Source organism: Shewanella sp. 0m-6 (assembly GCF_052977325.1).
This window is the reverse complement of the sequence record NZ_JBRIMD010000006.1, coordinates 110,845-128,422: the sequence shown is the minus strand read 5'-3', so window position 1 is coordinate 128,422 and position 17,578 is coordinate 110,845. Positions and strand designations below refer to the sequence as shown.

At 43.8% G+C, this 17,578-nt stretch carries 14 protein-coding genes; 13 read left to right on the top strand and 1 reads right to left on the bottom strand.

From position 1 onward, the window contains the following. The first annotated feature begins 189 nt into the window (after positions 1 to 189). From pnp to deoD, 11 genes are all read left to right on the top strand, one after another. Positions 190 to 2,295 (top strand): polyribonucleotide nucleotidyltransferase, encoded by a 2,106-nt coding sequence (gene pnp, locus ACVBJC_RS06750; protein WP_447160113.1) that lies wholly within the window; start codon positions 190 to 192, stop codon positions 2,293 to 2,295. A 169-nt stretch (positions 2,296 to 2,464) separates the two neighbouring features. Next, positions 2,465 to 3,355 carry a lipoprotein NlpI gene (gene nlpI / locus ACVBJC_RS06745; protein ID WP_447160112.1) on the top strand — a complete coding sequence of 297 codons (891 nt, stop codon included), beginning with the start codon at positions 2,465 to 2,467 and terminating at the stop codon, positions 3,353 to 3,355. Between the two features lie 159 nt (positions 3,356 to 3,514). After that, positions 3,515 to 5,095, top strand: coding sequence for a peptide chain release factor 3 (gene prfC, locus ACVBJC_RS06740; protein WP_447160111.1), 1,581 nt, complete (start codon positions 3,515 to 3,517; stop codon positions 5,093 to 5,095). 155 nt (positions 5,096 to 5,250) lie between these two features. Then, positions 5,251 to 5,586, top strand: coding sequence for a hypothetical protein (locus tag ACVBJC_RS06735; RefSeq protein WP_447160110.1), 336 nt, complete (start codon positions 5,251 to 5,253; stop codon positions 5,584 to 5,586). Continuing rightward, on the top strand, positions 5,583 to 6,377 hold the full coding sequence (locus ACVBJC_RS06730) for a TatD family hydrolase (protein WP_447160109.1): 795 nt from the start codon (positions 5,583 to 5,585) through the stop codon (positions 6,375 to 6,377). Before ACVBJC_RS06735 ends, ACVBJC_RS06730 begins: the two co-directional genes overlap by 4 nt. A gap of 179 nt (positions 6,378 to 6,556) precedes the next feature. After that, complete coding sequence (locus ACVBJC_RS06725; RefSeq protein WP_447160108.1) at positions 6,557 to 7,816, top strand: NupC/NupG family nucleoside CNT transporter; 1,260 nt, start codon at positions 6,557 to 6,559, stop codon at positions 7,814 to 7,816. A 340-nt stretch (positions 7,817 to 8,156) separates the two neighbouring features. Then, entirely contained in the window at positions 8,157 to 9,008 is an 852-nt protein-coding gene (locus tag ACVBJC_RS06720; RefSeq protein WP_447160107.1) for a nucleoside-specific channel-forming Tsx family protein, read from the top strand. A gap of 585 nt (positions 9,009 to 9,593) precedes the next feature. After that, positions 9,594 to 10,367 (top strand): deoxyribose-phosphate aldolase, encoded by a 774-nt coding sequence (gene deoC, locus ACVBJC_RS06715; RefSeq protein ID WP_447160106.1) that lies wholly within the window; start codon positions 9,594 to 9,596, stop codon positions 10,365 to 10,367. A 162-nt stretch (positions 10,368 to 10,529) separates the two neighbouring features. Then, a complete protein-coding gene (gene deoA, locus ACVBJC_RS06710) occupies positions 10,530 to 11,861 on the top strand; it encodes a thymidine phosphorylase (protein ID WP_447160105.1) in 1,332 nt (443 codons plus the stop codon). 13 nt (positions 11,862 to 11,874) lie between these two features. Beyond that, entirely contained in the window at positions 11,875 to 13,095 is a 1,221-nt protein-coding gene (locus tag ACVBJC_RS06705; protein WP_447160104.1) for a phosphopentomutase, read from the top strand. 100 nt (positions 13,096 to 13,195) lie between these two features. Continuing rightward, positions 13,196 to 13,906: a purine-nucleoside phosphorylase gene (gene deoD / locus ACVBJC_RS06700; RefSeq protein ID WP_447160103.1), complete on the top strand. Its 711-nt coding sequence runs from the start codon at positions 13,196 to 13,198 to the stop codon at positions 13,904 to 13,906. 114 nt (positions 13,907 to 14,020) lie between these two features. Here the strand turns inward: deoD and ACVBJC_RS06695 are convergent, their stop codons facing one another. Next, positions 14,021 to 15,298 carry an AhpA/YtjB family protein gene (locus tag ACVBJC_RS06695; RefSeq protein ID WP_447160102.1) on the bottom strand — a complete coding sequence of 426 codons (1,278 nt, stop codon included), beginning with the start codon at positions 15,296 to 15,298 and terminating at the stop codon, positions 14,021 to 14,023. A 78-nt stretch (positions 15,299 to 15,376) separates the two neighbouring features. Here ACVBJC_RS06695 and serB point away from each other — a divergent pair, with 78 nt between their 5' ends. Next, the gene (serB, locus tag ACVBJC_RS06690) at positions 15,377 to 16,384 is read left to right on the top strand and encodes a phosphoserine phosphatase SerB (RefSeq protein WP_447160101.1); all 1,008 of its coding nucleotides are present in this window, start codon (positions 15,377 to 15,379) and stop codon (positions 16,382 to 16,384) included. A gap of 284 nt (positions 16,385 to 16,668) precedes the next feature. After that, positions 16,669 to 17,577 carry an alpha/beta fold hydrolase gene (locus ACVBJC_RS06685; RefSeq protein ID WP_447160195.1) on the top strand — a complete coding sequence of 303 codons (909 nt, stop codon included), beginning with the start codon at positions 16,669 to 16,671 and terminating at the stop codon, positions 17,575 to 17,577. The last annotated feature ends 1 nt before the right edge of the window (position 17,578 follow it).

Genomic DNA, 17,578 nt, shown 5'->3' with positions numbered 1-17,578 from the left:
TTATATCAATGACTTATTTTTGTAGTGTTGATTGCTTTATGTTTACGTTGTACATGTTTTTTACCGAATGAAACCACTTTAGAGAAAAGATTCCGCTTTGTCATCAATCTATTCTCTTTATCTATTGAATAAACTTGCAGTATACTTACGCGCGTAATTAAGGTAATTAAATATTAAGGAATGGTTCACGTGAATCCAATCGTAAAGAGTTTTGAATATGGTCAGCACACAGTCACATTAGAGACTGGGGTTATCGCGCGTCAAGCAGATGCAGCTGTTTTGGCAAGTATGGGTGATACAACAGTTTTAGTAACTGTTGTTGGCAAGAAGTTTGAAGAGCCAGGCCGTGACTTTTTCCCGCTAACCGTTAATTACCAGGAAAAAACATACGCAGCCGGTAAGATCCCTGGTGGATTCTTTAAGCGTGAAGGTCGTCCATCTGAAGGTGAAACGCTGACTGCACGTCTAATTGACCGTCCAATCCGCCCACTATTCCCGAACGGCTTTAAAAACGAAGTTCAGGTTATCATTACTGTTGTTTCAGTTGATCCAGAAATCAGCCCAGAAGTTATCTCTATGATTGGTACTTCTGCAGCACTGTCTATCTCTGGTATTCCATTTAACGGTCCACTAGGTTCAGCTCGTGTTGGTTATGTAAACGGCGAATACATCTTAAACCCAACTGTATCTCAGTTAGTTGACAGCCAGCTTGAGCTATCTGTTGCCGGTACTGAAAGTGCAGTATTGATGGTTGAGTCTGAAGCAAGCGCATTGCCTGAAGAAGTCATGTTAGGTGCGGTTGTTTATGGTCACGACCAGCAGCAAGTTGTTATCAAAGCTATCAAAGAGCTACAAGCTGAAGTGAACAAGCCTGTATGGGAATGGGCTGCACCAGTTCAAGACCAAGAGCTTGTTGCTAAGATCAAAGGTTTGGCTGAAGCAGGTTTAACTGAAGCTTACCAGATTGAAGTTAAGCAAGATCGTTACGCTCAAGTAGGTGTTGTTAAAACAGCAACTAAAGAAGCATTGTTGGCTGAAAATCCAGATGCTAATACACGTGAAATCGACGGTCTTCTAGCTAGCCTAGAGAAGAAAGTGGTTCGTAGCCGTATTATCGCGGGTAACCCACGTATCGATGGTCGTGAACCAGATATGGTTCGTGCACTTAACGTGATGGCTGGTGTTCTTCCACGTACTCACGGTAGCTCACTATTCACTCGTGGTGAAACTCAAGCGCTAGTAACTTGTACTCTTGGTACAGAACGTGATGCACAGAAGATTGATAGCATCATGGGCGAGTACACTAACCGCTTTATGCTTCACTACAACTTCCCTCCATACTCTGTTGGTGAAACAGGCATGGTTGGTTCTCCAAAGCGTCGTGAAATTGGTCACGGTAAGCTAGCATGGCGTGGTATTAACGCTGTTATGCCAACAGCTGAAGAGTTCCCATACAGCGTTCGCGTTGTATCTGAAATCACTGAATCTAACGGTTCAAGCTCTATGGCTTCAGTTTGTGGTACGTCTCTTGCTCTTATGGATGCAGGTGTTCCAATCAAGACTTCTGTTGCGGGTATCGCAATGGGTCTAGTTAAAGAAGGCGACGATTTCGTTGTTCTTTCTGACATCCTAGGCGATGAAGATCACTTAGGTGACATGGACTTTAAAGTTGCTGGTACTCGCGACGGTATTACTGCGCTGCAGATGGATATCAAGATCGAAGGTATCACTAAAGAGATCATGCAGATTGCTCTACAGCAAGCATACGGCGCACGTGTTCATATCCTAAACGTAATGGACCAAGCTATCTCAGGTCACCGTGGTGATATTTCTGAGCATGCTCCACGTATTACAACAATCAAGATCAATCCAGAGAAAATTCGTGATGTTATTGGTAAAGGTGGTGCGACAATTCGTGCACTTACTGAAGAAACCGGTACTACAATCGAACTTGATGACGATGGTACAGTGAAAATTGCTTCTTCAAACGGTGATGCGACTAAAGAAGCTATCCGTCGTATTGAAGAGATCACTGCAGAAGTTGAAGTGGGTACAGTTTACAACGGTAAAGTTGTTCGTATCGTAGACTTCGGTGCTTTCGTAACGATTCTTCCTGGTAAAGATGGTCTAGTTCATATTTCACAAATCGCTGAAGAGCGTGTTGCGAATGTGTCAGACTACCTAGAAGTAGGTCAAGACGTTAAAGTTAAAGTGATGGAAGTTGACCGCCAAGGCCGTGTACGTCTTTCTATGAAAGAAGCTGCACCTAAAGCTGAAGCGCCAGCTGCTGAGTAAGCACTAGCACTTTAAATAAAAGGAGGCCTATGGCCTCCTTTTTTGTGCCTGTAAAAAATATCTTGATGAAATAAGCAACACTAATTGGAATATTTTCAAATCCTTGATAGCAGTAGTGAATAGGGGTTGCTATGATTGGAGCTATTGGTGAACTCAAAAGGTTAAATGGATGAATCAAAAGATGCGAACTGCCGTGGTCGTGGCTATGGCAAGCGTGAGTATGCTGCTAACAGGATGTGTATCAACTTCCGAAAGCGAACAACAAGCTTCGATTAAAGTCGCGCCGGTTTCTCCTGATTATAAATTAGAAATCACCTTAGCAAAATTGAATGAGATTTTGGCATCTGTTGAGCTAACGCCTGAACAACGCGCACGATTTCATTATGACCGTGGTGTTATCTATGACCGCGTGGGCCTGCGTATACTAAGCCGCATTGATTTTCATCAAGCGCTAAAACTTCAACCTAATCTCGCAGATGCCTATAACTTCCTTGGTATTTATTACACTCAAGAAAGTGAATTTGAAAGCGCTTATGAAGCATTTGACGCTGTTTTAGAGCTGTCACCAGGTTATGACTATGCTTACCTTAATAGAGGGATTTCACTTTATTATGGCGAAAGGATGGAACTTGCTGTCTCTGATATGAACGACTTTTATGCTCGTGATCCATCAGATGGTTATCGAGTGTTGTGGTTATACTTAGCCGAACGTGAAGTGGATGAACTGGCTGCTCAAACGCAATTAGCGAATAATCGCACTAAGCTGCAAGCTAATGCTTGGTCAACTGCCTTGGTGGATTATTATTTAGGGCAAAAGAGTAAAGAGCAGATCTTTAGCCTGGCAAAAGAGGGATTAAAACACCCGAATGAATATGCTGAGCGCCTTTGTGAAGCGTATTTTTATATGGCGAAAATAGCGCAAAAACGTGGCGAAAACGTCGAAGCCGCGAACTATTTCAGATTAGCATTAGCCACTAATATCTATGATTTTGTTGAGCATAGGTACGCTCGACTCGAGCTTGCCAGAATAAACCAAATATTGCAGCCTGCGGCAAATTAGCGCGGGCTGCCTATAAATAAGCCTCCTGATGGAGGCTTTTTTATAGGCCGTCATTTACAAATCCTCCCCATACTGATTTTACGCTCTAGTTTGGTAGCCAAAATATAGGTGAACGGCTATAATTGCGGCCTTTGTGAACTCCCAGAATTACAGGTAAACATGTCAGGCAATAAAGTTGAGGTCGACAAACGTCGCACTTTCGCCATCATCTCTCACCCAGATGCGGGTAAAACCACCATTACTGAAAAGGTTCTTTTATTCGGCAACGCGTTACAAAAAGCGGGTACCGTAAAGGGCAAGAAATCAGGTCAGCACGCTAAGTCTGACTGGATGGAGATGGAAAAAGATCGCGGGATCTCAATTACGACTTCTGTAATGCAGTTTCCTTATCACGATGCGCTGGTGAACCTGCTAGATACGCCTGGTCACGAAGACTTCTCTGAAGATACCTACCGTACATTAACGGCGGTTGACTCATGTCTGATGGTGATTGACTCTGCTAAAGGTGTAGAGCAACGTACTATTAAGCTAATGGAAGTTACACGCCTACGTGATACGCCTATTGTGACCTTCATGAACAAACTTGACCGTGATATTCGCGATCCAATCGAATTGATGGATGAAGTGGAAGAGGTGCTGAACATTAAGTGTGCCCCTATCACTTGGCCAATCGGTGCAGGTAAAGAGTTCAAAGGTGTTTATCACCTATTGCGCGATGAAGTGATCTTGTACAAAGGTGGCATGGGTCATACCATTCAAGATTCTCGTATCATTAAAGGTTTGGATAACCCAGAGCTTGATGAAGCGATTGGTAGCTATGCCGCTGAAATTCGCGATGAGATGGAATTGGTTGTTGGCGCTTCACATGAATTTGACCACGAACTATTCTTAAAAGGCGAATTGACACCTGTTTACTTCGGTACAGCGTTAGGCAACTTCGGTGTTGACCATATTCTTGACGGTATCGTTGAGTGGGCTCCAACACCTCAGCCCCGCGAAACAGAAGTGCGCGACGTGCTGCCTGATGAAGAAAAGTTCAGTGGTTTCGTGTTTAAGATCCAGGCAAACATGGATCCTAAGCATCGTGACCGTGTGGCCTTTATGCGAATTTGTTCAGGTCGTTATGAGCAGGGCATGAAGATGCATCACGTACGTCTAGGTAAAGACGTAAACGTGAGCGACGCGTTGACCTTTATGGCCGGCGATCGTAACCGTGCTGAGGCTGCATATCCTGGTGATATTATCGGCTTACATAACCATGGTACGATTCGAATTGGTGATACTTTTACCCAAGGTGAGAAGCTTCGCTTTACTGGTGTACCAAACTTTGCACCAGAAATGTTTAGACGCATACGTTTACGTGACCCTCTGAAGCAAAAGCAATTGCTTAAAGGACTGGTCCAGCTTTCAGAAGAGGGCGCCGTACAGGTATTTAGACCACTGGACAGTAATGACTTGATCGTAGGCGCCGTGGGTGTGCTTCAGTTCGAAGTTGTTGTCGGTCGTTTAAAGACTGAGTATAAAGTAGAAGCTATTTACGAGGCTATCAGTGTGGCTACCGCTCGTTGGGTCTATTGTGATGATCACAAGAAGCTTGATGAATTCAAACGTAAGTGCAGCATGAACTTAGCGTTGGATGGTGGTGATAACTTGACTTACATTGCACCGACTATGGTTAATCTTAATCTGTCGATGGAACGTTATCCTGATATTGAGTTCGCTAAGACACGCGAAAACTAACAGTCATACGCGCTTTTTATATTAAGCTGTTATTTTTAACCCCAAGCCTAGCTTGGGGTTTTGTTTTTAAGCTCAGTGGCTCTTATGCTATGTATACTAATTATGTAATAGTTATCAGCTTGTGATTGACTCTATCAGCGTTTTGAGGAGGGTGTATGCGATATATAAGACGGTTATGGCATAAATACATTCAATGGTGTGATCGGATGGGCTTAACGCTTGAAAATCGCCGTTGTTGTGCACCACTGCTATCAGAACCAGAGCTTCCGCGAACAACAAAGCCGGTCTCAAAAAGTTGCGGTTCAGCTAAAGTAGAAGCAAAAGTAGTGGTCAATGGGAAACCTTTAAAACAAGTACCATTACCCCCAGCGCAGTTAACTCCAGCTCAATTATCCACAGTGCAGTCAGAGTCTAAAACTGAACATGATAAGCAACAGCTTCATGGCGTTTATCAGCAGTCAGCAGATAACGTAAGCGAGCTCAAGCGATGACTAATGCGGGTGTTTACGTACAGCCTATTATTGATAGTCATGCCCATATCGACTTTCCAGAGTTTGATTGCGATAGGGGCTCGCTATTTGATGATATGCAAGCTGCAGGTATTAAGACGGTTGTTATCCCTGGTGTCTCTCCTGAGCGATGGGGACGGCAAATCGAAGTGGCTAAGCAATATAACTGTTTTTTTAGTTTAGGGATCCATCCTTGGTATTGCGAAAGTACAACAGATAATGACATTGAAAAGTTACGTGCTTTACTTACTTACTATAGAGATGACCCTAGATTAGTTGCAATCGGTGAATGTGGCCTAGATAAGTTACATAAAAGTAATTTCGCAACACAAATGATGGTGTTTAAAGCTCAAATCAGCTTAGCAAAAGAATTTGAGTTGCCTCTCATTATGCATGCGGTAAGAGCACATGAAGAAGTGATTAAGTGCCTTAGAAGCGAGAGCTTAGTGAAAGCGGGCGTCATTCATGGTTTCTATGGTGGCCCCGAACTAGCAATGCAATATGTTAATTTAGGTTACAAGCTAGGCATTGGGGGTTTGTTGCTCAATGATAATGCACCTAAGCTGCAACAAACAGTAGCAAAGTTACCGCTAGAATCATTCGTTTTAGAAACCGATTCACCTGCTATGGCCCCTAAACGCAGTCAAACGAATCGTAATACCCCGCTAATTTTGCCTGAAATAATCAAAAAAATAGCAAATTTACAAAATAAATCAGCCGTTCTTATTTCCGAACAGATGTTTTTCAATGTCACGCAACTCTTTGACCTTTAATTTTTTTCTGTTCAAACAGATGTTCCGCGCACCGGAAATTCCAACGAAATCATTGAAATAAAACCTCAAAAACTTGATCAATACGACGCTTTTACCGACGTGGTCGGGTATAATCGGAGTCGTAAAAAAAGGTTGGTTAACAACATAATTAAAAAGTATTAACAATAGGGTGATGGTTAATGGATATTTTAATGAGTTTAGTAGGGGTGGTCACCTTACTAGCGATAGCTTTCGGGTTATCAAACAATAGAAAAGCAGTTAATAAGCGTACCGTTTTTGGTGCGTTAGCAATTCAAGCCGCTTTCGGTGGTTTTGTTTTGTACGTTCCAGTTGGTAAAGACATTTTGCAAGGAATGTCAGATGCAGTATCTAGTGTTATTGGATACGCTCAAAGCGGTATTGGTTTCTTATTTGGTGATTTAGCTAACTTTAAAGTTGGCTTTATTTTTGCCATTAACGTACTACCAATCATCGTTTTCTTCTCTTCTTTAATCGCAGTTCTTTACTACTTAGGCGTTATGCAGTGGATCATCCGTATTATCGGTGGTGCGCTACAAAAAGCATTGGGCACAAGTCGTACAGAGTCTATGTCTGCGACTGCTAACATCTTCGTTGGTCAAACTGAAGCTCCACTTGTTGTTCGTCCGTTTATCGCGACTATGACTAACTCTGAACTATTCGCCGTAATGGTGGGTGGTCTTGCATCTATTGCGGGTTCAGTAATGGCTGGTTACGCGCAGATGGGTGTACCTATTGAGTATCTAGTTGCGGCTTCGTTCATGGCAGCACCTGCTGGTCTATTAATGGCTAAGCTGATGCACCCTGAAACAGAAGAAGCAAAGAACGACATGAGCGATTTACCAGAAGATCCTGATAAGCCAGCTAACGTTCTTGACGCTGCGGCTGCAGGTGCTTCATCTGGTATGCATTTAGCACTTAACGTTGGTGCAATGCTTTTAGCATTCGTTGGCTTGATTGCTATGGTTAACGGCATTATCGGTGGCATCGGTGGATGGTTCGGTATGGAAGGCTTAACACTAGAATTAATTTTAGGTTATATCTTCATGCCTCTAGCATTCCTTATCGGTGTACCTTGGAACGAAGCACTTGTTGCTGGTTCTTTCATCGGTCAGAAGATTGTCATTAACGAATTTGTTGCTTACCTAAACTTTGCTCCATACCTAAAAGATCTTGCTGATGGCGGTATGGTTGTTGCTGAGACTGGTGTAGCAATGTCTGACCGTACTAAAGCGATTATCTCTTTCGCTCTATGTGGTTTCGCTAACCTATCTTCAATTGCGATTCTACTTGGTGGTCTAGGTTCTATGGCTCCGACTCGTCGTCATGACCTAGCTAAGCTTGGTATCCGTGCGGTTATCGCAGGTTCTCTAGCTAACTTAATGAGCGCAACACTCGCTGGTTTATTCTTAGCGTTGTAAGCCTCTATTAGACTGGGCATTCATTGCCCAGTCTAAGCGCTATCCACCTTTTGGCTAGCGCTATATTAAATCAATCGTTTTCCAAACTAAGTGTTCTTTGAAATGATCAATAACTAGGGTTAGGGATTATTTCGACTTAAATAAGACAATAATAGTGATTAGGCAGCATATTCGGCCTTAAAATCACAAAGTTGTTCGAATGTTAAAACTTAGTGTTCGCATTTTTACATTAATCATGTTGATGTTTGACGTAAATAAAGTAGAATGCGCGCCATAAAAAAGAAACGCTGACTCTTCAATAAAGAAGCGCAGCAAACCATAAATAAAAATGGGGTTGATGATGAAAAACGTTAAAACTTTAGCACTAGCTGCTACTGCTGTTGCCGCTACTTTTACTGCACCTACTTTCGCTGCTGACCGCACCGATCTACGCGCTGGCGATTACAGCTGGATGCAGTTCAACGCAATGTACGCTGTAAACGAGCTTCCACGTGATGGCTCTACAGACGGTGGACACGATTACCTAGAGATGGAATTCGGCGGCCGCGCTGGCATCGTTGACCTATACGGTTATGTTGACGTGTTCAACGTAACTAACCGTGACTACGGTGACAAAGGTGCAGGTAAAGGCGCGAGCAAGTTATTCATGAAGTTTGCTCCACGTTTCTCTATCGATGCAATGACTGGCATGGATCTTTCTGTAGGCCCAATCCAAGAGCTGTATGTTTCTACTCTATTCAACTGGGATGGTACAGTTGGTGAAGGTATTAACAACACATTCTGGGGTCTAGGTGCTGATGTTATGGTTCCATGGTTAGGTAAAACTGGCATGAATATCTACGGCCTTTATGACCTAAATGCTAAAGAGTGGAACGGTTACCAATTCTCTATGAACTGGTTCAAGCCTGTAATGAACTTCGATAATGGTTCGTTTATTTCTTTCCAGGGTTATGTTGATTACCAATTTGGTGCTGATAAAGTTTACTTCCCTGATATCGAAGGTGTTGTTCGTGAAGGTAAAGCTTCAAGTGGTGGCGCTGCATATTTCGGTCTACACTGGCACTCAGATAACTACGCCCTTGGTTATGGTCTAAAAGCTTATAACGACGTTTATTTGCTAACAGATGATGGTGCTACAGGTCTAGAATCAACTGGTTTCGCACACTACTTCACAGCTACTTACAAGTTCTAAGCTAAGCTTAAAACAGGTTCAGTATATGTTAGAGCCGCGAATTTCGCGGCTCTAATTAACTTCTACCAACCGCAAACTACATCTTTAATTTTTATTTCTACATCGGGTAACAGAATCAGCAGACGGTAATAAAAACGCCTTAATTTTTACTTAAGCATCAGCTATATTTATTAAGCTCTTATTAATGGGCACTGGTAAGTCAGTTTGTTTAGGTAAGCATTAAGTCCTTCTCTCACACAATAAGTTGTATAAGAGAGGTGTCATAATAAAAGTTAAAAGTTTTACTACGCGCTAAAATGGATTTTTCGCGGAAAGGCTGAAATAAGCAGTTTCAATTTCCCTTCCCGGTCTTCATGGATTCAAGTCGTGACACTAGTGTCAGGATGGTTGCGCTCAATTGAGTTTACAACGTTGGATACCTGAATAGTATTTTGATGTTAAGCGTTAAATGATGCTTAACATGTAATTCGGTAATGCCCGAAGGCCCGGCCCATAACAATAATCAAAATAAGCCAGTTCAAGGCATCGCCGTGCGATAATTTTCTGTTTTAAATTAATTATTTGAATCTTTCTCGGAGAGCTATTATGAGCGACTTAAAAAAAGCAGCACAACAAGCCATTAGTTTAATGGACCTTACAACGCTTAATGACGACGATACCGATCAAAAAGTCATCGACCTTTGTCATAAAGCTAAGACGCCTGCTGGCGACACTGCCGCTATCTGTATTTACCCTCGCTTTATTCCTATTGCGCGTAAAACCCTAAATGAAATTGATGGCGACGATATCAAGATCGCAACAGTGACTAACTTCCCACACGGTAACGACGATATCGCTATCGCAGTACTAGAGACTCGCGCAGCAGTTGCCTACGGCGCAGACGAAGTTGACGTCGTATTCCCATACCGCGCACTAATGGCTGGCAACGAAACGGTCGGTTTCGAGCTAGTTAAAGCCTGTAAAGAAGCTTGTGGTGAAGATGCAATTCTAAAAGTTATCATCGAGTCTGGCGTATTAGCCGATCCAGCTCTTATCCGTAAAGCATCTGAGCTATCAATCGATGCGGGTGCTGACTTTATCAAGACATCTACTGGTAAAGTTGCTGTTAACGCAACACTGGAAGCCGCTGAGATCATGATGACAGTGATCAGCGAAAAGAACCCTAAAGTTGGCTTTAAGCCAGCTGGCGGCGTAAAAGATGCTGCAGCTGCTGCAGAGTTTTTAGGTGTTGCGGCTCGTCTTCTAGGTGATGACTGGGCGACGCCTGCGACATTCCGTTTCGGCGCTTCAAGCCTGTTGACTAACCTTCTTCATACACTCGAGCTAGGTGACGCACCACAAGGTGCACAAGGTTACTAATCTTTACTGATTAAGCTTGTTGTTAAGTGTGATCTAAATCTAATTAGGTGTATCAAAAGTTCGTTAGTATGTAACAATATTACGACTTTTGATTCCCTTTAGCGGAATGCTAACTGAAAGCACTATTTATTAGGAACTCAGTTACACTCTTGGAGGTAGTACATGTTTTTAGCTCAAGAAATTATTCGTAAAAAACGTAATGCTGAAGTTCTTTCGACTGAAGAGATCCAATTCTTCGTCAACGGTATCACCAACAATACTGTTTCAGAAGGTCAGATCGCAGCCCTAGGCATGGCGGTCTATTTCAACGACATGAACATGGATGAACGAATTGCGCTTACTACGGCGATGCGCGATTCTGGCACAGTACTAGACTGGAAATCGCTCGACCTTAATGGTCCAATTATTGATAAGCACTCAACCGGTGGTGTGGGAGATGTCATTAGTTTGATGTTAGGCCCAATGGCTGCTGCTTGTGGTGGTTATGTGCCGATGATTTCTGGCCGGGGTCTAGGCCATACAGGCGGTACGCTCGATAAATTCGATGCCATTCCTGGCTATAATACCGAACCTGATAGTGCGCTGTTCCGCAAAGTTGTAAAAGAAGCAGGTGTGGCCATTATTGGTCAAACAGGCGATCTCGTTCCAGCTGACAAGCGTTTCTATTCTATTCGTGATAATACCGCGACCGTAGAGTCTATCTCTTTAATCACAGCTTCTATTCTTTCTAAAAAGCTTGCCGCAGGTCTTGATGCTTTGGCGATGGACGTCAAAGTCGGTACTGGCGCATTTATGCCGACTTATGAAGCCTCTGAAGAGCTCGCACGCAGTATTACCGCTGTCGCAAACGGAGCGGGCACTAAGACAACTGCATTGCTAACTGATATGAACCAAGTACTGGCTTCATGTGCCGGTAACGCTGTAGAGGTGAAAGAAGCGGTCGACTTTATGACGGGTGCTTACCGTAACCCGCGTCTGTATGAAGTGACCATGGGTCTATGTGCTGAGATGTTAGTGCTAGGCGGGATCGCCAGTACTGAGGCTGAAGCGCGCGTAAAACTCAACGCAGTACTGGATAACGGTAAAGCGGCAGAGATCTTTGGTCGCATGGTGTCAGGTTTAGGCGGTCCAGCAGATTTTGTTGAGAACTACAGCAAGTACCTACCTGATTCTCAAATTATTCGTCCAGTGTATGCAGACAAAGCCGGTTTTGCATCGGCAATGGATACCCGAGAACTTGGACTTGCAGTCGTTACCTTGGGCGGTGGTCGCCGTAAACCTGGGGATACTCTCGATTACAGCGTCGGACTTTCTAAAGTTTGCGCACTAGGTGATGAGATTAACGCTGATAAGCCTATTGCATTTATTCATGCTCAATCTGAAGACGCCTTTGCTGAAGCACAAGCTGCAGTGAAAAAAGCGATTCATATTGGCGATACCAAACCAGACAAAACTCCGGAAATTTATCGTTATATCCGCGAGTCAGATCTGTAACGGAGCACAGTTTATGAAACGTACTATAATCATGATGCTAGATTCATTCGGCATAGGTGAAGCGCACGACGCGCATGCCTTTGGTGATGTGGGTTCAAACACATTTGGCAATATCGCTAAAGCGTGTGCTGAAGGTAAGGCAAATGATGGTCGTGAAGGCCCATTAAAACTGCCTAACCTAGCTCGACTAGGTCTTGGTCATGCATCAAAAGAGAGCACCGGTGAGTTTCCTGCTGGCTTTGGTGATGATGTAGAGATCATTGGGGCATATGGCCATGCTGACGAGTTAAGTTCTGGTAAAGATACACCAAGTGGGCACTGGGAAATGGCTGGCGTACCTGTTCTTTATGAATGGGGTTACTTTGGCGATAAGCAGAACTCTTTTCCAAAAGAGCTAACTGATAGAATCCTTGCAAGAGCCGGTCTAACTGAGTTTCTTGGTAACTGCCACTCTTCAGGTACGATAATTTTAGAAGAGCTTGGCGAAGAGCATATGCGCACCGGCAAGCCAATTTTCTATACATCGGCTGACTCTGTTTTCCAGATTGCATGTCACGAAGAGAGCTTTGGTCTTGAGAAGCTTTATGAGCTTTGTATCATTGCCCGTGAAGAGCTTAGCGATTACAACATCGGTCGTGTTATTGCGCGTCCATTTGTGGGAACTTGCGCAAGTGATTTCGAGCGCACAGGTAATCGCCGCGATTACGCGGTTGAGCCACCTGCACCCACAGTGCTTGATAAACTTAAAGCAGCCGGTGGCGAAGTGGTCAGCGTAGGTAAGATTGCTGATATTTATGCACATTGCGGTATTACCAAAAAAGTTAAAGCGACAGGTCTTGAAGCCTTGTTTGATGCGACATTAGAGCAAGTTAAACAAGCGGGTGAAAATACTATTGTATTTACTAACTTCGTAGACTTTGATTCGCATTATGGTCATCGTCGCGACGTAGCGGGTTACGCACGTAGCCTTGAGTATTTTGACTCTCGCTTACCTGAGATTTTAGCGTTACTCGATGAAGATGATTTCTTGCTGCTAACGGCAGATCACGGTTGTGATCCAACTTGGCCAGGCAGTGATCATACTCGCGAACGTGTACCAGTTTTAGCCTATGGTGCAGGCCTTGAGCCTGGTTCATTAGGGCTGCGAAACAGCTTTGCTGATATGGGGCAATCCATTGCCAGCTACTTTAAGCTCGAACCAATGGAATATGGCGAATCATTTATTCGCTTATAAACGGTTACGGAATTTAAATTTGGCGGCTCAGATTGGGCCGCTAGTAAACAAGACTTAAGTTGATTACGACGGTCTAAAAATATAAATAGGGGTTATTCTGATGGCTACACCACACATTAATGCAGTAGACGGTGCATTTGGCGATACAGTGTTATTTCCAGGCGATCCATTACGCGCTAAGTACATTGCTGAAACGTTTCTAGAAAACGTTGAGCAAGTGACTGACGTACGTAACATGCTAGGCTTTACTGGTACTTACAAAGGCGTTCGTATTTCAGTTATGGGCTCAGGCATGGGTATTCCTTCTTGCTCAATCTACGCAACTGAATTGATTAAAGACTACGGCGTTAAGAACCTAATCCGCGTTGGCACTTGTGGCGCGATCAGCACTGACGTTAAAGTACGTGACGTGATTATCGGTATGGGTGCTTGTACTGACTCACAAGTTAACCGTTTACGTTTCAAAGGCCAAGATTTCGCAGCTATTTGTGATTACAGCCTACTAGCTGCTGTTGTTAAAGCTGCTGATGCAAAAGGTACTAAGTACCGCGTTGGTAACGTTTTCTCAGCAGACCTATTCTACACGCCAGATCCAGAAATGTTTGACGTGATGGAAAAGATGGACGTTCTTGGTGTCGAAATGGAAGCTGCTGGTCTATACGGCGTAGCGAAAGAGTTCGGTGCTAAAGCCTTGTGTGTTGTTACTGTATCTGATCATATCCGTACAGGTGAAAAGACCTCTTCTGATGAGCGTCAATCAACCTTCAACGAAATGATCGAAATGACACTAGAAGCTGCTATTACTCTGTAATCGCTAAACTTCGCAGTCGTTGACTGTAGTGTGAAAAACGGACGCTTATGCGTCCGTTTTTGTTTTCAGTCTACAGGCAAGTACCGGTGCTTTTAAAAAGCGCTAGAGTTATTGTTACTCACTCTTCGGCTTTGGTTTTGGCTTAGCTTCGGCCTCTGTTACTGGCTCAGCTTTAGTCTTTGGTTTTGCAGGCGCTTTAGGCTTTTCTGCAGTCTTAGATTCTGCCTTAGCCTTAGGTTTTACCTTCGTCTTTGGCTTGGATCTAGGTTTCACCGCAGGGGTTTCCTCTGCAGCACTTTGCTTTTTTAACTGGCTGGTATTAGTCGCAGCTGCCTTTTTTGGGACTGGTGTCGAGACTGGCTTTAGCATTGTTGCTGACGTTGCTGACGTTGCTGACGTTGCTGACGTTGCTGACGTTGCTGAAGGCTCAGGCTCTAACGTTAGCTTTGGCGCTAATTGTGACTTTGAGCTTGATTCTGACTCAAATTCCGACTCAAATCCAGGGCGCCGCTTTGGCTCAGATTCGATTTGAGCATTAGCATTGCTTGGTTTTACTGTTTCTGTTTTAGGCGTGTGTTTTACGACTTCGGTTTCATTGCCATTTCCACTCCCTACTTGCTCAGATGTAGATGAACTGATTTCTATTAAGTTAGCTTCACTGGTCTTAGGCTCGATACTGGAAGTGACTTCAGTTGTCTCAGTGCTTTTTGCGCGCTTTTTATCTTCCGCAGCTTGTTTCTTGGCAGCCTTCGCGGCGGCTTTTTCATTTTTCTTTGTGAGTATTTGCCTGAGTTTGACTCTGGCTTTACGTCTATCAAAATCGGCACGTTTAAACGACAGGGCACGAGATAGCAACATACCAATCAAACCAGCAATAAGCAGCATCATCTGTTGCTGCTCCATGTTGATTTGGTGAGCCTCTTTTATTTCATTGAAGAAATACCTAGGTTCTAGGCGCACCTCAACATAACCCAAGTTTTTACCATCTTGAGAGACAGCCTCAACATAAGGCGGGTATTGTGCTAATGCATTGGTTAGCTCTGTTGATTCTGGCTCTAAGTCCTCATCGATAACGCTTTGGGCAAAGGAGAGTCTCACTCCATCTTCACTAAAGATGCTGGCAGACATGACTTTAGGATCTAAAACAAGCGCTTGAGCAAGCCATTGCAGCTGCTCGTCATTTTCTAACTGTAATGCCGGTGCAGCGCCATAAGCGGTTTGCTGCACCAGTAATCTTGCCATCTTTTCTGTTTGGGACTTTAGAAGCTGCTGCCCTTGTAGTAGGCTAGTTTCCCACAACTGATCGAGACCGATGAATAATGCGATAGCAACCATGATCTGCAATAATCGACTTATTCGATGGCTCTTTTTTAGGCCTTTTAAATAGAACACTGAAACCCTTAATTTGTTGTGTACTCACTTAATCATAATTGATTATGTCTGTACTCGATAGTTGGAGAGTCATAACTAATGAAAAATGCGAGTCAATCTACTGTTTTTGCTTGGTTAAACACCGAAAGTAGCACGTCTTTAATTGCTGGGAAACAAAGATTTTCTCGCCATAATGAAGCTGAGTACCCGTTAAGCTTTTCACGCTATCGAGTGGTATTTTTTTCAGCGCAAAAAGCGGTAGATAAAGCATGGCAAGCGCAGTTGATTGCTGTTGAGAACTGGCTGACTTCATTAAGTGTTGATTTAAGCCTTGCAATAATCAAGAGAGACTGCGACTTGACCTGTATTGAGGTTTGTCTTGAACCTTCACTCACTGTAGCGCAACAGGCTGCTTGCAATGCGCTATCTGGTGTTGAGTTATTCGAGTTATTTGCCAATGCTCCTGTTATTAATCAACCAGGCTTGCTGGTGATGGATATGGACTCCACAGCGATAGAGATTGAGTGCATCGATGAACTGGCTGTTATGGCTGGAGTGGGCGCCGAAGTTGCAGAAGTGACAGAGCTTGCTATGCAAGGCGAGCTTGATTTTGAGCAAAGCCTCAGGGCGCGAGTGGCGAAACTTAACGATGCCGATGCGCAAATTATCGAAGCCTTGTGTGACCGGTTACCACTCATGCCTGGACTTAAAGAGATGATTGCTGAGCTGAAAAGTCATGGTTGGCGTACGGTGGTCGCATCTGGAGGCTTTACTCCATTTGTTAACCACCTTAAGCAGCTGTTGGCACTCGATGCCGCTTTTGCCAATGAGCTAGATATTGCTAAGGGGAGGTTGCTTGGTAGTGTATCGGGTCAAGTTGTCGATGCGCAGTTTAAGGCCGATACCGTGCTTAACTGTGCACAGCAATGGCAAATAGAGGCTGGGCAAAAAGTCGCTATTGGTGATGGTGCCAATGATATTCCGATGATCCATGCTGCAGACTTTGGTATCGCCTATCATGCTAAGCCTAAGCTAGCTCAGGTGGCAGATGCAAAGATTAATAAGTTAGATTTAAAGACGCTGCCTTATCTGTTTCAGCTTAAGTGATCTCTTCGGTGTTGTTGCGACTCTTGCCTGAACACGCATGTTGTACTCTCTTGCTGCAACCTTTTGCTGTTACATAGGCCGGTTTAACTAAAAAGCTCATGACTATTCCGTTATGAGCTTTTGTTTTAAAACACAGCTATCATCTTGATTCATTTAGTTGATACATCTTCAAAGCTGTTTTAATGACGAATTAAACCTGTTTACGACCATTTAATTAGAGTGTTTACTCTTGTCTTTGTGTTATGACTTCAGTAGCTTATCTAAAAAAAGATGAGTACTTGCCGTTGAATATCCAACAAAAATCCTTTTATGTACCCTATAAGCATGGTCACCTTCATCTTAGGCAGATAGTGCCAGTTCAAGCTGATATGAATAAGCCGCCAGTGTTAATGTTACATGGCGCAATGTCTAATGGCCGAGTGTTTTATAGCGATTCAGGTAAGGGGCTTGGTTGCTACTTAGCAGATTCTGGCGTGGTGGTTTATGTACTCGACACACAAGGTCGGGGGCTCAGTGAGCCTAAACTGGCTCGTGGTTTTACTGGGGGGCAGGGGGAGGTCATTAGAGAGCAGTTACCTCTTATTCAGCAATATATTTTATCACTTCACCCAAATGTTAAAACCGTACATTGGTGCGCCCATTCATGGGGGGGAGTATTGATGGCGAGTGCTATCGCTCGCTATGATCATTTACAGCAATCTGTAGCGTCACTGGTGACCTTTGGCAGTAAGCGCCGCATACAAGTTAAGTCATTACAGAAATGGCTTACGGTTAATCTGGTGTGGAATAAACTTGCGCCCTTGATTGCTTGGCGCAGTGGTTACCTCCCAGCTGACAAACTTAAGATAGGGATGGACAATGAGTCTCGAGCATCATTAAGGCAAACTATCGAGTGGGTTGGCGGGCATTGGATAGATAATGATGATGGTTTTGATTACGCCAGTGCTGCCAAGCAGGCCAACTGGCCTAAGTCTTGGTTTATCGCTGGTAAGGGCGATAAGGTATTAGGTAACCCAAGTGATGTGCAGCGAATGATAAAAGAATGTCATATCAAGCAGGTCGACTACACCTTGTTATCGAAGAAGCAGGGGTTTAAACATGATTATGACCACGGCGGCATGTTAACTCACAAAGATGCTGTCGCAGATCACTTTCCTCGGATCAAAGACTGGTACCACAGCTTTAACGGCTAAC